This is a genomic window from Flavobacterium aquicola (genome assembly GCF_003385115.1).
Taxonomy (GTDB): Bacteria; Bacteroidota; Bacteroidia; order Flavobacteriales; family Flavobacteriaceae; genus Flavobacterium; species Flavobacterium aquicola.
Window position 1 is genome coordinate 216189 of the sequence record NZ_QUNI01000001.1, and the last position, 19816, is coordinate 236004.

General features: G+C 36.0%; 15 protein-coding genes. 7 read left to right on the forward strand and 8 right to left on the reverse strand.

What is annotated here, in order from left to right; genetic code table 11:
- Positions 1 to 80 precede the first annotated feature (80 nt).
- Both C8P67_RS00830 and C8P67_RS00835 read left to right on the forward strand, forming a co-directional pair.
- A complete protein-coding gene (locus C8P67_RS00830) occupies positions 81 to 698 on the forward strand; it encodes an HD domain-containing protein (RefSeq protein WP_115809391.1) in 618 nt (205 codons plus the stop codon).
- 243 nt (positions 699 to 941) lie between these two features.
- Complete coding sequence (locus C8P67_RS00835) at positions 942 to 1964, forward strand: helix-turn-helix transcriptional regulator (protein ID WP_115809393.1); 1023 nt, start codon at positions 942 to 944, stop codon at positions 1962 to 1964.
- A gap of 273 nt (positions 1965 to 2237) precedes the next feature.
- Here the strand turns inward: C8P67_RS00835 and C8P67_RS00840 are convergent, their stop codons facing one another.
- Positions 2238 to 3242, reverse strand: a complete 1005-nt coding sequence (locus tag C8P67_RS00840; RefSeq protein WP_115809395.1) for a PorP/SprF family type IX secretion system membrane protein — start codon at positions 3240 to 3242, stop codon at positions 2238 to 2240.
- 16 nt (positions 3243 to 3258) lie between these two features.
- The gene (locus tag C8P67_RS00845; protein WP_115809397.1) at positions 3259 to 7629 is read right to left on the reverse strand and encodes a PKD domain-containing protein; all 4371 of its coding nucleotides are present in this window, start codon (positions 7627 to 7629) and stop codon (positions 3259 to 3261) included.
- A gap of 405 nt (positions 7630 to 8034) precedes the next feature.
- Here C8P67_RS00845 and C8P67_RS00850 point away from each other — a divergent pair, with 405 nt between their 5' ends.
- The 5 genes from C8P67_RS00850 to C8P67_RS00870 all read left to right on the forward strand — a co-directional run bounded on the left by C8P67_RS00850 (position 8035) and on the right by C8P67_RS00870 (position 14449).
- Positions 8035 to 8505: a MarR family winged helix-turn-helix transcriptional regulator gene (locus tag C8P67_RS00850; RefSeq protein WP_115809399.1), complete on the forward strand. Its 471-nt coding sequence runs from the start codon at positions 8035 to 8037 to the stop codon at positions 8503 to 8505.
- Between the two features lie 54 nt (positions 8506 to 8559).
- Positions 8560 to 10950, forward strand: coding sequence for a 3-hydroxyacyl-CoA dehydrogenase/enoyl-CoA hydratase family protein (locus C8P67_RS00855; protein ID WP_115809401.1), 2391 nt, complete (start codon positions 8560 to 8562; stop codon positions 10948 to 10950).
- 97 nt (positions 10951 to 11047) lie between these two features.
- Positions 11048 to 12229, forward strand: a complete 1182-nt coding sequence (locus tag C8P67_RS00860; RefSeq protein WP_115809403.1) for an acetyl-CoA C-acyltransferase — start codon at positions 11048 to 11050, stop codon at positions 12227 to 12229.
- A gap of 43 nt (positions 12230 to 12272) precedes the next feature.
- A complete protein-coding gene (locus tag C8P67_RS00865; protein WP_115809405.1) occupies positions 12273 to 12620 on the forward strand; it encodes a four helix bundle protein in 348 nt (115 codons plus the stop codon).
- Between the two features lie 38 nt (positions 12621 to 12658).
- Positions 12659 to 14449: an acyl-CoA dehydrogenase family protein gene (locus tag C8P67_RS00870; protein ID WP_115809407.1), complete on the forward strand. Its 1791-nt coding sequence runs from the start codon at positions 12659 to 12661 to the stop codon at positions 14447 to 14449.
- A gap of 114 nt (positions 14450 to 14563) precedes the next feature.
- Here C8P67_RS00870 and C8P67_RS00875 read toward each other — a convergent pair whose 3' ends face one another.
- The 6 genes from C8P67_RS00875 to C8P67_RS00900 form a co-directional block, all read right to left on the reverse strand.
- Positions 14564 to 15724 (reverse strand): FAD-dependent oxidoreductase, encoded by a 1161-nt coding sequence (locus tag C8P67_RS00875; protein WP_115809409.1) that lies wholly within the window; start codon positions 15722 to 15724, stop codon positions 14564 to 14566.
- A 25-nt stretch (positions 15725 to 15749) separates the two neighbouring features.
- A complete protein-coding gene (locus tag C8P67_RS00880) occupies positions 15750 to 16502 on the reverse strand; it encodes a helix-turn-helix domain-containing protein (protein ID WP_115809411.1) in 753 nt (250 codons plus the stop codon).
- 56 nt (positions 16503 to 16558) lie between these two features.
- A complete protein-coding gene (locus C8P67_RS00885; RefSeq protein WP_245980352.1) occupies positions 16559 to 17125 on the reverse strand; it encodes a murein L,D-transpeptidase catalytic domain-containing protein in 567 nt (188 codons plus the stop codon).
- Positions 17126 to 17242: 117 nt separating this feature from the next.
- Entirely contained in the window at positions 17243 to 18373 is a 1131-nt protein-coding gene (gene chrA, locus C8P67_RS00890; RefSeq protein ID WP_115809415.1) for a chromate efflux transporter, read from the reverse strand.
- Positions 18374 to 18538: 165 nt separating this feature from the next.
- Positions 18539 to 19267, reverse strand: a complete 729-nt coding sequence (locus C8P67_RS00895) for a carbon-nitrogen hydrolase family protein (protein WP_115810084.1) — start codon at positions 19265 to 19267, stop codon at positions 18539 to 18541.
- Between the two features lie 85 nt (positions 19268 to 19352).
- Positions 19353 to 19805, reverse strand: a complete 453-nt coding sequence (locus C8P67_RS00900) for a GNAT family N-acetyltransferase (RefSeq protein ID WP_115809417.1) — start codon at positions 19803 to 19805, stop codon at positions 19353 to 19355.
- Positions 19806 to 19816 lie beyond the last annotated feature (11 nt).

A 19816-nucleotide genomic window follows, 5' to 3' on the forward strand; every position in this document is an offset into this window, starting at 1 on the left:
TCTTGAGCAAAGATTTCAGAACTACTGCGCAATTATTTTGCGCAGTAAAAAAAGAATTTTAAATTTGGGTAAAAAACAACATGGATTTGATGAAAATTTATACCGATTTACTTCTGAATATAGGTTTTAAGGAGAATGAAATTCAACAGAACTGGACTGATTTAGAAAAGGCATATTCCAAAAAATCAAGACATTATCACAATCTCACGCATCTAAAAGAAATGATTGAGAGTTTTGAAAGCTATCATAATCAGCTTAAAAGTCCGAATGAAATATTGTTTTCCATTTTTTACCATGATTTTGTTTATTCCAGTTCGAGAAAGGATAATGAACTGAAAAGCGCCGAATTTGCTTTGTCGATTTTACCCGAAAACGCAAAGCTTGATAAACAATTGGTTTTTGATGCTATTTGTGCGACACAGCTTCATGCTCACAATTCTATTGAAGATATTAATTGGTTAATCGATTTTGATTTAAAAATCTTGACGAAGGATTGGTACGATTACAAAATCTATTTTGAACAGATTAGAAAAGAATACCGCATCTATCCTAATTTTCTGTACAAACCCGGCCGTGCAAAAGCTTTGAAGCATTTTTTGGAAAATGAATTTATTTTTAAAACTAATGAATTCAGAGGTTTATATGAAAAGAAAGCCAGAACTAATATTGAAAAGGAAATCTCCTTATTAACCACTTAACTGCGTGAGGGATGGAAACGGCATCCTTTTGTGGCGGGGTTCGCCACAAAAGATATAGTGTACAGCCCGACCCTTGGAGCACGCCCAAAAAACTGACTATCATAAATAAATTTAAAATGATAAATTAAGCCACAGATTATAAAGATTTTCACAGATTTATAAAAAATAATCTGTGGAAATCTGTGAAATCAGTGGCAAAAAATTTACGAACACATACTTTGCTGACCACTATAAAACAAAACTATGTCACAAAATAAAAACGCCTTGATCCGCTACAAAACGATTGACAAATGCCTGCAGAATAAGTACAGGCAATGGACTTTGGAAGATTTAATCGAATGTTGTTCGGAAGCCTTGTTTGAATACGAAGGGCGCGATAATCCGATCAGTAAACGAACGATTCAGATGGATATTCAGCTGATGCGGAGTGAAAAACTGGGGTATAATGCGCCAATTGTTGTGTACGATAAAAAGTATTATCGATATGAAGACGAAGATTTTTCGATAACGGATATTCCGCTGACAGAAACGGATATGAATGTTTTGACTGAAACGGTTTCGATGCTGAAACAGTTTAAGGATTTCTCTTTGTTTAATGATGTTTCGGATATTTTACAGCGGTTGGAGGATAAAATCTATGCCGAGAAATCGCATACACAGCCCGTGATTCATTTGGATAAAAATGAGCATTTGAAGGGTCTGCATTTTTTGGAAGAAATCTATCAGGCGATTGTAAAAAAAGTGGTTTTGGTGATTACTTATAAATCATTCAAATCGGCTGAAGAAAAAGTTTTCGACTTTCATCCCTTTATTTTGAAGGAATTCAATAATCGCTGGTTTTTGATTGGAAAAAGAAAGGAAAACCAGCCGATTACAAATCTCGCGCTCGACCGAATCATTTCGATTGATTACAATTTGAATTTACCATACTTGGAGCAAAACTTCAATCCCGAAGTGTATTACAAAAACGTGGTTGGTGTTACCGTGAACACCGGTTTACAGCCTAGACGGATAGAACTTTGGATTGATGCCAATAATGCTCCTTATGTTATTACAAAACCTTTACATTCATCCCAGCGATTGATTAAGGAAAATGAAGACGGCAGTATTATTATCCATCTTTTCGTTATCCAAAATTATGAATTGGAACGTATTTTATTGGGATTTGGGGACAGTCTGGAAGTGCTTCGCCCAGAATATTTGCGCAACCGCATGAAGTCAATTCTTCAAAAAGGACTGATGCGTTATGAAAATGATCCAGATTAACATTTAGACATTAAGCACAAAAACCAATGCTTTATACTTTATTATTGAAATCAAAAAAAAGATTCAAATTTCCTAAACTTCTTATTTCAAGAGAGCTATACTTTTTAATAACAAATAAGACTTATATTTTTTTTATAGAAAGTAACTCCAAATAGCTGCTGCAGACCCTTTAAAATTAAGTATCAGACCTTGGTAAAAAAACTTCAGATATAGACTTTTTGATATATTAAAAGCTATAGCAATACTAACTTTTATTTAAAAAAGAACTTTATCCTACTTTCCAACATAGTTAGGGCATCCAAAACATTTTTTATCAAGATTGAATTGGTAGGTCAATGATAATTCATAGGTTCCTCCCGTTCTTCCAATGGTGGATGTATTAAAGTCGTAAGATATACCTAAGCGTAAATGTTCGTACTGCAATCCTGTAAAAACATTAACTGAGGTCAATAAGTCATTGTTATTTATAGTGTTTTTTGCTGGGTTTGTAACCGCAGTGAAACCAAAAAACATTTTTTCGAATAAGATGGAACCACCTATATCCAGACGATTATAATATCCCTGCTGCATATAATTAGATGTTACAAACAGCTTTGTTGCATAGGGAAACAGCTGTACATCTATGTAATCAGCCAAAAGAAATTCATAACCCGCACTTAAAGAAAAAAAAGTGTTTAATGGCAGATTTTCAGTTTCATTAAATGCAATATTGGGTCTGTTGAGATGTTTTACAGATAAACCAATCCAAAGATCATCGGTATTAAAAACCATCCCTGCGGAAATATCAAAAAAGGTAATTTTATCATTTTTCAATAATGGATCGACTGAACTGGAATTGTTTTTACCAGATTTAATATTAATCTGATCTTCCAGCAATAAATTTTGAAACGCAAAAGACTTTAAACCAAAACCTACTTCGACAGCAGGTCTAAAATCCCAGTCATCACTTATCTTGACTTTATATGCATAATTACCATTTATCTGGGTAAAATTGTAATTAGTAAGATTTTCTCTTTGATTTAGTATACTAAGACCTAATCCGCTGTTCATTTTTTCGCTCCAGGTATTCACAAAAACATAATCTGTAGCGATTTTCAAATCTAAATCCGGCCATTGTTCTCTATGAATAATACCTGTATAGGTTGTTTCCATAAAACCAGAAAAACCTGGGTTTAATGTTTCAGGAACTAAAAAATACTGCGTAAAAATAGGGTCTTGCGCCCGTGTCTCATTGTAAAAACAACATGTAATAATTATAATAAATAGTTTTAATCTCATTGTAAATATGCTGCTTTTATTTAATTAGTGTAAGTGCTCCTTTTTCGGTTACTGTATGATTGTAAAAAGTTTTTGCGGTAATCTTAAAATAATAATTCCCATTTTCGGCATCTGAACCTTTTATTTTCCCGTTCCAGCCACCAATATTTTCTCCGCTTTCGGAGTAAATGATTCCTCCCCAAGTATCGAAAACCTCTAGAGTTATATTCGTTAACCCAAGAAACACGGGGGCAAAAGTGTCATTAAATCTATCATCATTTGGTGTAAACGCATTTGGCATAACTAAACTATATCCTTTTTCTACAACTAATGTGGTAGTGAAACTATACTGACATCCGAACGGATACGTTACCACTTGTTTTATGATATAAGTTCCTTCCCTTGTATAAATATGCTTTGGACTTTCTTCATCAGAAAAATTTCCATCTCCAAAATCCCATGAAACTGATGTAAAATCGCCTGTCGCCAGATTGGAAAACAAAATAGGATCGTAGATCGAATACAGATCGTAAACATCTTTACCATATGAACTTGTAGAAAAGTCGGCTTTTCCAAGTACCGGCGTATTTACGTTATAAGGATAATCAGCTTTACATCCAAAACTATCTGTCACACTAAATAATATTAATCCGTTATTGTTAGTGTTCATGATTTCTCCATTTGCTCCCGTAACAACCCCATCGGACCAGCTTAAAGTATAAGGAGGAATGCCGCCTTTTACATGACCAACAAATGTCTGCCGAACGTATTTGGTATCACAATTATAATCCGTTAAAACTTCTATCGAAGGTGTTAACTGCTCAAACCGAACAATCTTCCAGGTTTCTTCTTTTTTACAGCCATTTGCATCTATTACAGTAACGGTGTAATTTCCAGGTGTAAGATTCTCGAGATCTTCGGTTTTAGCACCATTAGACCATGAGTAAGAAAATGGCTGGGTGCCTCCAGTAACAACTAAATTGATAGCTCCTGTATCGGCCGCAGTACAATTTAACGGATTTGAAACAGTAGCTTTCAATTCCAGTAATTGGGGTTCTATAATTAGATATGTCTCTTTAATTACGCAGGATTTAGCATCGATAATTGTTACCGAATATTTGCCTGGACCTAGATTATTCCTTTCAATTCCTGCAGTCGCATCATCATCCCATACTAAAGAAACTGGTGCCTGACCTCCTACAAGATTTAACCTGATATGAGCATCCTTCTCTCCAAAACAGGATATCTGCCTTACATCTGGATCTATTTTAAAAACCGGAGCATTATCAATAATTATGGTAAATTCTTTTGGACAGCCTAATGCATCAATAATTGTTATTATATATGTGCCTGCAGTCAAATTCTTTTGTACTAACCCAGAACCTAAATTACTCCATTTTATAATATAAGGATCTCCTGTTGCAAATGGTACGCCACCAGTTATACTATTGATAGTTATCGAAGCGTCTGAATAGTTGTAACAAGCTATTTCGGTTTTGGTATAATCTAGTTTAATTTCATCATTTTGATGAAGTGTAACCTGTAATTCATCAGTACAGCCAGAATTATCTGTAACGGTTAAATTGTAGATTCCTGCGGCCAAATTTCTTGGATTCTGAACATTACTGCTAAATCCATTTGGTCCTGTCCAGCTATAATCATAGTTAAAAACACCTGGGCTTACTTCTGCAGCTCTTCCTCCTACTGTTTTCACATTAATTTCTCCAGTATAATATCCGTAACAGAGAATATCAACTTGACTCACAAAACTCAGCTCCAAAAGCGGCGGTTCATGAATAGTATAAGTCTCTTTGAGAATATTACAATTGTTGGCTTCGGTAATAGTAACTCCATAAACACCTGGTTTCAAATTCCTGAGGTCTTCGCTAGATGCCGCATAAGGGTTTCCATCTTTTGTCCAAACATATTTATACGGCAGATTTCCTCCCATTGTAGTAATATCTATACGCCCATCATTTAGTCCATAACACGATATATCAGTACTATAACCCGAAAATTGAAATAAATCCGGCTCATCAACATAATAGCTTTGTGAAAATGGACAATTACCGTTATCCGAAATGACTAAATTATAATACCCTGATTTTAAATTTGATATATCCTCATTATTACTTGTAAAGCCATTAGGACCTGTCCATGAAAAAGTATACGGCTTTCCTGTTGTAAAAGGAATTCCTCCTTTAACATTTAAATTAATTGCGCCGTCACTCAAGCCATAGCATGTGATTTTTTTTATACTTTCTCCAGCATCTATTAATGGATCGACAGTAACTGTGATTGTAAAATCGGGACCTGGACAGACTTTCGATATTGGTGATACAGTATAGACAACAGTTGCTCGATTAGGAGTATTGTTTGTCAATGTCTGGCTAATACTGGTTGTCGGAGATGACTGTGCAGAAGCCCCGCTTACTGCTCCAGCAGGCGATATAACTGGATCTGACCATACAAATGTTGTTCCTGCCGGGACATTATCTGTCCCGTTACTAACTGGTATTACTGAAAAACTATTACCGCTGCAGATTTTTTCAGTTTTAGGTTTGATAACTGGTGAAAGTACTAAATCTACCGAAAAATTTCTTGATAGAGTTGCCGTACCGCAACTATTTGTAACACTAAAAGTCGCTTGATAATTACCGCTTTTAGTATAATTTATAGAACCTGGATTGAGCGATGTAGAAGATGATGGTGTACCGCCTGGAAAACTCCAAAGATAAGTGAGTTCCGATACAGGAGAACAGCTTTCAACCACAGTCCCCACAGGTTTTATTGTTGCTGAATTACAATAATCCGAAATTGGACTTAATGTAATTACTGGTTTTTTCTTTACTTCTATCGCTCTTGAAGTATACTGATATACTCCACATGAATTTAAGGTTCTTAGCTGCAGCTGATACGTTCCAGGCATACCAAAATTAATAACTGGATCTTTGGAGTACGCCCCCGTTCCATCTGCAAATGACCACTGCCCTTTTCCTTTTCCACAGAAACCTTCGAAATAACTAATTACCTCCCAGTAATAGCTTTCAGTTCCGCAGCTCAAACTGGTATTGGTAGTATTCTTTATCTGAACATTTTCTGAAGCACATGCTTTTGAATACGTAAATTGTGGTTGCAGTACCGGTTCTACACATATAGTCTGGGTATACGAATTTCCTATTCCGCATGGTGTTTCGGCAGATAACTTAATCGTATATGTACCAGGTTTTGTATAAACATGACTTGGATACACATCCCTTGATTTTGAACTTCCATCGCCAAAATCCCAAGTATAGACATTATAAGTACTGCAGTCATTTGTATATCCAGCTCTTGTAGTATTACTAAAAGATACAGCCGTATTAACACATGCAATAGGATTTACACTAAAACTCACCGTAGGAACATCCAAAATAACAATAGGGCCAGCTGTTAGATAGGTGCTTCCGCAAGAAGTGGATATCGTTAATGTAACAGTATTTCCACTAGGACAATTGTACTGCTTAAATGTATGTGGTACCGGAAAATTTTGTGATGATGCAGGATTAGAAGCATTATAGTATGGAGAACTTTCTAACTGTGCTTGAGTGTAGTTTTGAACAGTGCCATCACCATAACTAACCTGATAATTGGTATCAGAAGGGTTAAGTGCCCATGATCCTATTGCAAAATCCATCGGAGCTAATGGAACGCAAAGATTTGTTGTGTTTCCTGGAGCTATTAATGCACCTATTGGGTTATTAGAATTTTTAACAATATAAGTAACTGAATTTTCGCAGCTGCTATTTCCAACTCCCGTAATAACCATATTAAAAGATCCCAATTTCATATAGGTATGCACTTTAGGAAAAATAACATTCGCTTCTATATTACCATCTCCCCAATCTACATTATAAGAACCAATACAAGAAACTGAGCTGGAAAGGTTACCTAACTTAATAGTATATTTAGGGTCTGAATTATTATCACCGCATTTTTCAAAAGGCGTAGCAGAACCAGCTGCCGCATTTAAATTGGTAAATTTCAAGTCTGGCTTCTGCTTTACTGCAACAGTTTTTGTTACGCTGTTAACTTCACCATTTTTATCAGTAACCGTTAATTTTACAGTAAAATTTTGAGATCCGCATCCAGTTGCACTAAATATGTGATTAGGATTATTGTCTATAGAAGTTGTTCCATCTCCAAAATCCCATGCATACTTAAAAGGACCACTCCCACTCACCGTTGAAGTAAATATAATAGGAGTTCCTGAACAGCTTGCATCACTGGTAAAACTAAAGCTGACATTGGGTGGTGAAACTAATTTTTCAAAAGTTTCATCCCGATTTGTATCGGAACTAGAGAATCCGTAAACTGAAAAGGCATTGATAAATACAAAAAGAATGCAGCAATAGTAAAGTTTCTTCATTGAAGTATATTCGTTTATTTTGGCTTTCAAAAATAAGATTATTTTTAATAAATAAATGATAATTATTCACTGTTTTTTTTTTTTAAACAAGAAAAATAAACATAACAAGATATTCATCGTATTGTAATATTCTTTTATATCCAAAAACGATGAGCCAGCGAAATTATACTTCATAAAAACCTCCCAAAAACAAATAAATAACCACAATTTTAATCTTTTTATTAGTTGACCGCTAAAAAATATTTAATACCGTTGTAACAAAATACAACGCATGCATAATATTTTGCAAACTCCCTATTTCAAAGGAGTTTTTTATCTATATTTATAAAAAATAAAAAAAATAGATAAAATATTATGCATGCATAGTATTTTTTTTATTACATTTGAAATCGATATAGTAGTACTATGAAAAACAAAACAATAGATTATATCCTAAGAGCAACTTGGCAGGCCGTATCCAGAATGTACAACGAAGAGGCCAATAAATATGATGCAACAATGGCAACTGGATTTGCTTTATTAAGCATCGACAGAGAAGAAGGAACACCTTCGACTGCATTGGGGCCAAGAATGGGGATGGAAGCTACGAGCTTGACCAGAACCTTAAAATCGATGGAGGAAAAAGGACTGATCATCCGAAAGAAAAATCCGGAAGACGGCAGAGGCGTTTTGATTTATCTGACCGATTTTGGGAAAGAAAAAAGAGAGCTTTCGAAAAATACCGTTTTGAGATTTAACGAATCGGTACGAAAACATATCTCGGAAGAAAAGCTCAACAATTTCATGGAAGTAGCCGAAATCATCAACGAATTAATTCAGAATAAAGACATATTCAACCAAACAGAAAACAGTAATGATGAAATCGCCAAGCCTTAAAAATTAATGAAGAATGGCGATAACATATTTACAAAATTTAAATAGTAACATTATATGAAACGCAGCATTAAAAAAGTAGCAGTAATCGGATCCGGAATCATGGGTTCTGGGATTGCCTGTCATTTTGCCAACATTGGGGTTGAAGTTTTGCTTTTGGACATCATTCCAAATGCGCTTACTGATGCTGAAACCAAAAAAGGACTTACGCTTGAAAGCAAAATTGTCCGCAACCGTGTGGTAAATGAGCATTTGGCTAATTCATTGAAATCGAAGCCCTCTCCTATTTACGGCCAAAAATTCGCCAGCCGAATCACAACTGGAAACACTACGGATGATATGGCTAAGATTGCCAATGTAGATTGGATCATCGAAGTAGTTGTGGAGCGTTTGGATATCAAAAAACTAGTTTTTGAACAAATTGAAAAATTCAGAAAACCGGGAACTTTGGTAACATCAAATACTTCTGGTATTCCGATTCATTTTATGAGCGAAGGACGAAGCGAAGATTTCCAAAAACATTTCTGCGGTACTCACTTTTTTAACCCAGCGCGTTACTTAAAATTATTTGAAATTATTCCGGGGCCACAAACTTCTTCTGAAGTTTTAGATTTCCTAACCATATACGGAGAGAAATTCTTGGGTAAAACTTCGGTTGTTGCCAAAGATACTCCGGCATTTATCGGAAACCGTATCGGTATTTACGGAATCCAGAGTTTGTTTCACTTGGTAAAAGAATTGGGACTAACTATCGAAGAAGTTGATAAATTGACTGGGCCAGTTATCGGCCGTCCAAAATCAGCTACTTTCAGAACTGTGGATGTGGTTGGATTGGATACTTTGGTGCATGTTGCCAACGGAATTTACGAAAACTGCCCTTCAGACGAACAGCATGAATTGTTCAAACTTCCAGATTTCGTCAGCAAAATGATGGAAAACAAATGGTACGGAAGCAAAACGGGACAAGGTTTCTACAAAAAAGTAGACAAAGACATTCTTTCTTTGGATTTGGATACTCTTGAATACCGTCCTGCTAAAAGAGCTTCTTTTGCTACTTTGGAATTAACAAAAACAATCGATAAACCTATCAACAGATTTAAGGTTTTGGTTAAAGGAAAAGACAAAGCAGGTGAATTCTACAGAAAAAGTTTCGCTGGAATGTTTGCTTATGTTTCTAACCGTATTCCTGAAATATCTGATGAATTATATAAAATAGATGATGCCATGAAAGCTGGTTTTGGATGGGAAAATGGTCCATTCGAAATTTGGGATGCGATTGGTGTTGCCAATGGAATCGAAATCATGAAAGCCGAAGGTCTTGAGCCTGCTGCTTGGGTTACCGAAATGATTGCATCTGGAAGCAGCAGTTTTTATACTGTAAAAGAAGGAGCGACTTATTTCTACAATGTTCCGACAAAATCACAGACTAAAGTTCCGGGACAAGATTCTTTTATCATCCTGAACAACATTCGCGAAAGCAAAAAAGTTTGGAGCAATAGTGGTGCAATTATTCAGGATTTGGGAGACGGAATTTTGAACTTAGAATTCCAATCCAAAATGAATACCATTGGCGGTGATGTTTTACAAGCGATCAATAAAGCGATAGATTTATCCGAAAAAGAATACCAAGGCTTGGTTATTGGAAATCAGGCAGCGAATTTCTCAGTCGGTGCCAATATCGGAATGATCTTCATGATGGCTGTTGAGCAGGAATATGATGAGCTGAATATGGCGATCAAAATGTTCCAGGACACGATGATGCGCGTTCGTTATTCTTCAATTCCAGTTATTGTTGCACCTCACGGAATGACTTTTGGAGGCGGATGCGAAATGAGTCTGCATGCAGATAAAGTAGTCGCTGCGGCTGAAACTTATATGGGATTGGTTGAATTTGGTGTTGGAGTTATTCCTGGCGGAGGCGGTTCCAAAGAAATGGCTTTGAGAGCTTCTGATTTGTTCCGCAAAAATGACGTGGAATTGAATGTACTGCAGGAATATTTCTTGACAATCGCAATGGCAAAAGTATCAACTTCCGGTTACGAAGCTTTTGACACCGGACTTTTACAGCACGGTAAAGATATTATCGTAGTAAACAAAGACCGTCAGATTGCCGAAGCTAAGAAACATGCTTTATTAATGGCCGAAGGAGGTTACACACAGCCTATCCGCAGAACCGATGTGAAAGTGTTAGGTAAACAAGCACTAGGAATGTTCCTAGTTGGAACCGATCAAATGGAAGCTGGAAAATACATTTCTGAGCACGACAAAAAAATCGCTAACAAACTGGCTTACGTTATGGCAGGCGGTGATTTATCTGAATCTACTTTGGTATCTGAGCAGTATTTATTGGATATTGAAAGAGAGGCTTTCCTATCACTTTGTACCGAAAGAAAAACATTGGAAAGAATTCAGTATATGTTAACTAAAGGGAAACCGCTTCGTAATTAATTATTTTAAATTATAAATGTTGAATTTTAAATGATCCTCAGTCGACGAAATTCAAAATTAATTTAAAATTTATAATTCAAAATTTAAAATAGAACAAATGAAAACAGCATATATAGTTAAAGCATATAGAACAGCAGTTGGAAAAGCGCCAAAGGGACTTTTTAGATTCAAAAGACCTGATGAATTGGCTGCTGAAACCATTCAGTACATGATGAATGAACTGCCTGATTTTGACAAAACGCGTATTGACGACGTTATGGTTGGAAACGCCATGCCGGAAGCAGAACAAGGTTTGAACGTAGGACGTTTAATCTCTCTGATGGGATTAAAAGTTGATGATGTTCCAGGTGTTACCGTAAACCGTTATTGCGCTTCAGGATTAGAAACGATAGGAATGGCAACTGCCAAAATTCAATCTGGAATGGCACATTGTATCATTGCCGGAGGTGCCGAAAGCATGAGTTATATTCCGATGGGAGGTTACAAACCTACTCCAGATTATGCTGTCGCAAAAGCGGGACACGAGGATTACTACTGGGGAATGGGACTGACATCTGAAGCGGTTGCTAAACAATTCAACATTTCACGTGCTGATCAGGATGAATTTGCTTTCCAATCGCACAACAAAGCATTGAAAGCGCAAGCTGAAGGTAAATTTGACAAACAAATTGTGCCAATCACAGTGGAGCAGACTTTCATCAATGAAAATGGTAAAAAAGAAACCAAATCATATGTCGTAAACAAAGACGAAGGACCAAGAGCAGGAACTTCACTGGAAGCATTAGCCGGCCTTAGAGCTGTTTTTGCTGCTGATGGAAGTGTAACTGCAGGTAACTCTTCACAAATGAGTGACGGCGCTGCTTTTGTCCTAGTTATGAGTGAAGAAATGGTAAAAGAATTAAACCTTGAACCTATCGCCCGCTTGGTAAACTTCGCATCTGCAGGTGTTGAACCAAGAATTATGGGAATTGGTCCAGTAAAAGCCATTCCGAAAGCTTTGAAACAAGCTGGATTGACGCTAAATGATATCGATTTAATTGAATTGAACGAAGCTTTTGCTTCACAGGCATTGGCCGTTACCCGCGAATTGAACCTGAATCCTGACATCATTAACGTAAATGGTGGTGCAATTGCTTTAGGTCATCCTCTAGGCTGTACTGGTGCTAAACTTTCTGTTCAATTGTTTGACGAAATGAAACGCAGAGGTAATAAATATGGAATCGTAAGTATGTGTGTTGGGACTGGACAGGGTTCTGCAGGGATTTACGAGGTGCTTTAATTTTATTTTAAATTTTGAATTAATAAATTTTAAATGAATACTCATGAAGGAAAATATTATTGCAACAAAGACATTCGATTTTGCACTATCCATAGTAAACCTTTTTGTTCAGCTTAAAAAAGAAAATGAATTCATAATTTCTAAACAAATTTTACGATCAGCCACAAGTATTGGAGCGAATGTTGAAGAAGCAATTGCTGCCCAATCAAGAAAAGATTTTATTCATAAAATGTCAATTGCTTCAAAAGAAGCCAGAGAAACAAAATATTGGTTGCGATTATTAGACAAATCTGATTTAACAACAATTGAAATTAATGACTATTTAATTGAAGTTGAGCACATAATTAACATAATAACCAAAATAATTAAAACATCACAAGAAGCAAAATAATTTAAAATTTATAATTCAAAATTTAAAAAAATAAAGTCATGAGCGACAAAACAAGAGGTGGTCAATTCATCGTAAAAGAAACAAAATGTGAAGACATCTTCACCCCAGAAGATTTCAATGAAGAGCAGCTGATGATGCGTGACTCTGTAAAAGAATTTGTGGACAAAGAGATTTGGCCTAACAAAAACCGTTTCGAAAATAAAGACTATGCTTTTACCGAAGAATCTATGCGTAAAGCTGGAGATCTTGGTTTCTTAAGCGTAGCTGTGCCTGAGGCTTATGGCGGAATGGGAATGGGATTTGTCAATACCGTTTTAGTTTGTGATTATATTTCGGGAGCTACGGGTTCATTCTCGACTGCTTTTGGGGCTCACACCGGAATTGGAACAATGCCAATCACACTTTACGGAACTGAGGAGCAAAAGCAAAAATATGTACCAAAATTAGCTACTGGTGAATGGTTTGGTGCTTACTGCCTAACTGAACCAGGAGCAGGATCAGACGCTAATTCAGGTAAAACTAAAGCGGTTTTATCAGAAGATGGAACGCATTATAAAATCACTGGACAAAAAATGTGGATTTCGAATGCAGGTTTCTGTTCTGTTTTCATCGTTTTTGCACGCATTGAAGACGATAAAAACATTACTGGATTCATTTTGGAAAACACTGCCGATAACGGAATTTCCTTTGGAGAAGAAGAGCATAAATTAGGTATCCGTGCTTCCTCTACCCGTCAGGTTTTCTTTAATGAGACAAAAGTTCCAATTGAAAATATGCTTTCTGAAAGAGGAAATGGTTTCAAAATCGCTATGAATGCTTTGAATGTAGGCCGTATCAAATTGGCTGCAGCCTGTTTAGATGCACAACGCAGAGTAATCACAGGTGCGGTACATTATTCTAACGAAAGAATTCAGTTTAATACTGCTATTTCTCAGTTTGGTGCTATTCGTTCAAAATTAGCCGAGATGGCAACTAATGCCTATGCTGGTGAAAGTGCTACTTACCGCGCTGCAAAAGACATTGAAGACCGCATCACCGAACGTGAAAGCACTGGTGCATCACATCAAGAAGCAGAATTGAAAGGCGTTGAAGAATATGCTATCGAGTGTTCTATCTTAAAAGTAGCAGTTTCCGAAGACGTTCAGCACTGCGCTGATGAAGGAATTCAAATCTTTGGCGGAATGGGATTCTCAGAAGACACTCCGATGGAAAGTGCATGGAGAGACGCGCGTATTGCTCGTATCTACGAAGGAACAAATGAAATCAACAGAATGCTTTCGGTTGGTATGCTAATCAAAAAAGCCATGAAAGGCCATGTTGATTTACTTGGACCTGCTTCTAAAGTACAGGAAGAATTAATGGGAATTCCGTCATTTGACTCTCCTGACTATTCTGAATTGTTTGCCGAAGAAAAAGAAATGATCGGTAAATTGAAAAAAGCATTCCTTATGGTTGCCGGCGGAGCTGTTCAAAAATACGGACCGGATTTAGAAGGACACCAGCAATTGCTAATGGCTGCTTCGGATATTTTAATAGAAATCTATATGGCTGAAAGTGCTATTTTGAGAACTGAAAAATTAGCCAAAACAAACAGTGCCGACAAGATCAAAGAACAAATTGCAATGGCACAATTATACTTGTATCAAGCCATTGACATCATTACACAAAAAGGAAAAGAAAGTATTATTTCTTTTGCCGAAGGCGATGAACAGCGCATGATGTTGATGGGATTACGCCGTTACACAAAATACACCAACATGCCGAATGTTGTTGGTTTGAGGGAAACAATCACCTCAAAACTAGTTGCTGATAATGCTTACTCTTTCTAATATTTACAATCTTTTTTAGTTTTTTATTTGTAAAAAGCCGCGTTTGTACCTGAATGACAAAGCGGCTTTTTTATGCAAATTACTTTTATGCTATTTATAGTAAGCTATATTTTTTTAATGACTTCTAAAAAAATCAAGCATCGTTCTCAAAGCATTTTCTGAATGCATTCTCTCGCCATTTTCTAACGATTCCTGAGCTTTTTCAGAAGCTCTTTCTCTCATGTCAGTTTCATAAGCTGTAATTGCTTCCTGCAGAGAATTGTATTCATTTGAAGTTAAACATTTGCTCATTTCCAAAGCGTCACGCATCGCTACATTCACTCCTTCACCTGCAAAAGGAGGCATCACATGTGCTGCATCGCCAAGCATTGTCACATTGGACATACTTTTCCATGTCTGATCCACTGGCATGCAATAAATTGGGCGCGGAATAAATGGTGATACAGCACCTTCAAACAATTCGTGCCAAACATCGCTCCACTCCGAATATTCACTTTTGAACCAATCCAGCATTTGTAAATTATCCGAATAATCCAAACCACTATTTACAGCCCATTTTTCATCAGTTTTAAAACTTGCGTAGAAACCAATTTCGCCATTGTCTTTTTGTCCCATCAACAAATCCTTTCCGTTTCCGAAAGCCATAATTTTGCCACCATTAAGCAGTGCATTCATTTTTGGAGCAGTTTCTCCGGCATTATAAATATTACCTTCCAGCATGGTAACTCCCGAATAAAAAGCTTTTATGTCGGTAATATAAGGTCTGATTTTAGAATTGAATCCATCAGCAGCAACGACAACATCGGCATAAACTGATTTATTATTTTTGAAATGCATTAACCAACCGTCATTTTGAGCCTCCATTGAAAGAAAATGACTGTCCCAAATAACTGTTTCTGGTTCCAGTGATTCAAGTAATATTCTTCGTAATGCTCCCCTGCTTATTTCCGGACGAAAATGTTCCTGTCCAAAATTTTCTTCAGGTTTATCATCGTGGTCACTGAAAAAAACTTCTGCCTGTTCATTCATAATTTTCAATCGGTCCGCACCAGGCATGTAATTCTTTTTGAATTCATCCAGCAAACCTGCTTCGGTGATGGCAGCCAATCCAGATTCTTCATGCAGATCGAGCGGTGAACCCTGAACGCGGGCATCTTTATTAATGTCCCTTTCAAATACATTTACATTTATTCCTTTTATTTGAAGAAGTTTTGCGAGTGTCAATCCTCCTGGACCACCGCCAATAATTGCGATTTTTTTATTTTGTAATAGCATAATTTTTAAATTTTATACTGCAAAATTACTTCGCGTGATAGACCAAAAATTGTAAAAATCGGTCATTTTGATTTTTGAACAATTCTTTTGGGGAAACTCCCGAAAGTTTTTTGATTTCTTTTATAAAATGGGACTGATCTGTAAAATTAAGCTGCGGAGAAAGTTTACCATCTTTGATATGATGCAGTGAAGCCTGAAAACGCAAAATACTGCAATACGTTTTTAGCGAAATTCCCAACTGCTGATTGAAATACCTATTAATCTGCCGTTCGCTCCAAGACACTTTTTCGGATAAATCTTTAATATTAACTTCACCGTCAGTGGCAAAAATTAATTCAAACAATTGAAGTTTTTTTGAGTCAATTTTGCTGGACAGAAGCGACTGAATTTTTTGCGAAGCTTTTTTACAGAAAGCATCAAAGTCATCAAGATCATTTATACTAAAATCCCAAAAGTCATTAGGCAATTCTTTACCGCTGTCTACAAATTCGGCGATGGATTCATGAAAAACATATTCTAAAGCAAGCGGATTAAAACTGATGGCAAAAAAGGTTTCAACTTTCAGCTTTGGCATTGGTTTTGGCTTTGTTTCCAAGCCCATAAGCATAATCTGAAACCGATTGTCAGTAGTTTTACAGAACAGCAAATCAATTTTCCCGTTTGGAACAATCACACCTTCTGTAAAATTTGAAATATTCTGCAGTGATGAATAACAATAAACAAAGTCTGAAAGCGGTTTCTCAGGTTTATTAATATTGTATTGAAGAGGATTGGTCATTTTTTGAGCATTTAAAAGCAATTTATTTATAAATTTTGGTTTAGCATAAACGCAATCTATTTATAAATCCACATTAAAACCGGTTTTGCACTTGTTTGTAACAATGGATCAATTATCTTAAAACTATTATTAGAAATTGTTGGACATCCCCAGCCTTCTGGTGTCCCATTGGGATAAACTTCGTCATCTGAAACCGCTTCCCATGAATGAAACACGATATAGCGTTTTAACGCATTGCTGTTTGTAGAATCCAAGCCATGCATAACATATTTTACTCCAATTCCCCAATCACTATGTGCCCTTATTCCGATTTTATATTTCCCCAAGGACGAACAATGACTCCCATCAACATTGCTAAATGCTGGTTTTTCTTTGGAATAATCATAACTCCAAGGATTGTCACCGCATCCGTGCCCAACTAAGAAACCATCTGAAATTGTATCTTTTTTGAAATCCCAGACAAAAAATCGTTTAAGACCAGAATGAACACTCATATCGACTAGGATACAAAAGTCAGTATTGAAGTTTTTAGTTTTACAAAATTCTAAAGACTGTTTTGCTTTACCTTTTGTCAAGTCAATATTGACAGAAGGCTTCTGGAGTTCAGCTTTCTTTTTTGCCACAGGCTTATTACAGCCAATTAAGAATATTAAAATTAAACAAAAAAATATACGCAGAATTTTCATTTGAAATAGTTACTATGTTTATCCAGAACCGTTAATCTCTTCTCTATTCTATTTTTAAATTAAAGTCAGTAAATAACCAATTATTGAACCGCCCAAAACTACAAAAACACTATTCATTTTCTTGTAACCAAATGTTATTGTAATACTTAAAACAGCAATCAATATTGTACGCCAATCGGTAATTGTATCTTTTCCCATTTCAAAACAAACAGCCGTAATAATTGCTACCGAAGCCACATTAACTGCATCCAAAAATGCCGAAAACAATTCTGAATCCCTCATTTTTTTTACAAATGGATTGAGTAACGCTACAAAGACAAATGACGGTAAAAATATGGCAATAGTCGAAACGACTGCTCCAGTCAAACCGTTGATCTGATAACCGATAAATGTCACCGAAGAAAAAACAGGACCAGGCGTAAATTGACCTACTGCAATGGCATCAATCAATTGCTGCCGTGTCAAAATTCCTGTTGAGACTAATTCTGAGTCAAGAAATGCAAACAGTACATAACCGCTTCCATAAAGTATCGCTCCAATTTTAAGGAAAATCAAAAACAGCTTTGCACTGCTCATTGAAAATATAGCTGGATTATCTATTTGCAAAAGCGTCAATGGCAAAAAACTATTTAGATTGTTTAATTTCTTATTTCGCCAATAAGCCAAAAATAATGCTGAAAATCCTGCTCCAAACATCAGGTAAATTTCGTTGCAACCAATCAAGGAACCAATCAAAACAATTAACCCGATAATGATAAGTCCGATTGATTTCAGAGATTTTTTTGCCAAAGGAAAAACTGCACCTAGAATAATTGCAATGATAGCCGGTTTTATTCCGTAAATGAAGGGGTGCGCTTCGGGAAGCTGTCCATATTCTTTATACAGCCATGCAAAAATACCTGTAATGAAAACGGCGGGAAGAATAAAACAAAGTCCTGCAGTGACCAAACCTTTCCAGCCTCCTTTTTCCTCCCCGATATGAATAGCCATTTCGGTACTGTTGGGGCCGGGAATCAAGTTTGTAGCACCAATTAAATCTAAGAAATGCTGCTCAGTCAGCCATTTCCTTTTTGTAACCACTTCTTCCTGCATCATCGCAATGTGCGCTGCAGGTCCGCCAAAGGCAGTAATACCTAACCTCAAAAATAACTTTGCTATTTCTTTTAAATTTTGGTTAGGGTTCATTTTTTATGATTTTTTATAAAGAAGCTCGTTTATTTTTATATCAGATTTACAACTGTTCTTACAAAGATTATTCTTTTCTCTTTATAAATATAAAATTTTCTAACAGCTTTTGTCTTTTATAATAACTTATTATTTCACGTACGGATTGCAAATCCATAATCAGTTTTATACTATCTGTTTTATTACTTCTTCCGTTTCGGTGTCAAAAATTAAAATTCCTTCGGTTTTGTCATCAAGCTGTCCTGCCAAATTACCTTGTTTGGTCCAGACAGCACTTTGTCCAGCGCTTGTAAAATTATCGCAATAACCGACGCAATTAGACATTAAAACAGGTATTGAAAATTTCTTTGCAATAGCGGGATAATGGCTCATCGCTTTGTTAATGCCATTTTGTGATTTGGCAACACTGGCTATATAAATTTCGGCACCGAGTTTTACAGCATTTTCAGAGTGTTCAGGTTGCAAACTTTCATAGCAGATGGCAGGTGCAATTTTGTGATCAACAACTGTCAAAATAATTTGATTTTCACCATTTACAAAAAAAGGAAATTCATCAGCATGCAATTGCTGTTTGGAATACAGCTGTCTTGGTGTCTTTGGCTGAAAAATCATCATACTGATTTGTATTCCCGAAACTGTTTTTGTTGGCATCCCGACACCAATAGTAATTTTGTTTTCGTTACTTATTTTTTGAAAATCATCAAAATAATGATCGTCTTGATCTACTGCCAATTCTTTGGCCAATTCAGGTTCATATCCTGTCAACGAAAGCTCCGAAAAAAAAACCGCATCTGATTTATAGGAAACAGCAAGCGCAATCATTTTTTTATGAGATTCTATATTAGCTGAAATGTCTCCTTTGACAGGTTTTATTTGTGCGATTGCTATTTTCATTGTGCTTTTGTTTGCTAAATCATCCAATCCCTTAGCATAGATTATATTATTATCTTAAATATTTCAATAACCTTGTCTCCAAATTTTATTTATCTGTTTTATAAACATTTGGATTAAAAAATTCCATATACAGTTCTGGTTTTGGCAATTTAGTAAAACCATATTTTTCGTAAAGCCACTCTGCTGTTGAAGTCAATAAAATCCATCGTCTCAATCCCTGCAAATTTGGATGTCCCATTACAGCGTCCATTAATTTTTTTGAAAGTCCTTGTCCACGATAGTTTTCTAAAACATAAATATCACCTAAATATGCAATAGTCGAGAAATCGGATATTATCCTTGCAAAACCAATTTGTTTGTCGTCATGAAATAGTCCGAAGTTTAGAGAATGGTCAACAGAAGTCTTAACATTTTCAAAAGGAATGTTGTCACTCCACCCTGAATATTTTGACAGGAAATCGTGAATAGCAGTAATATCCATTTTTGACTTGTCTGTCGTTATTAAAAAATTGTCAAAAGTGATTTCAATTATTTCCATTTCGTTTTAAT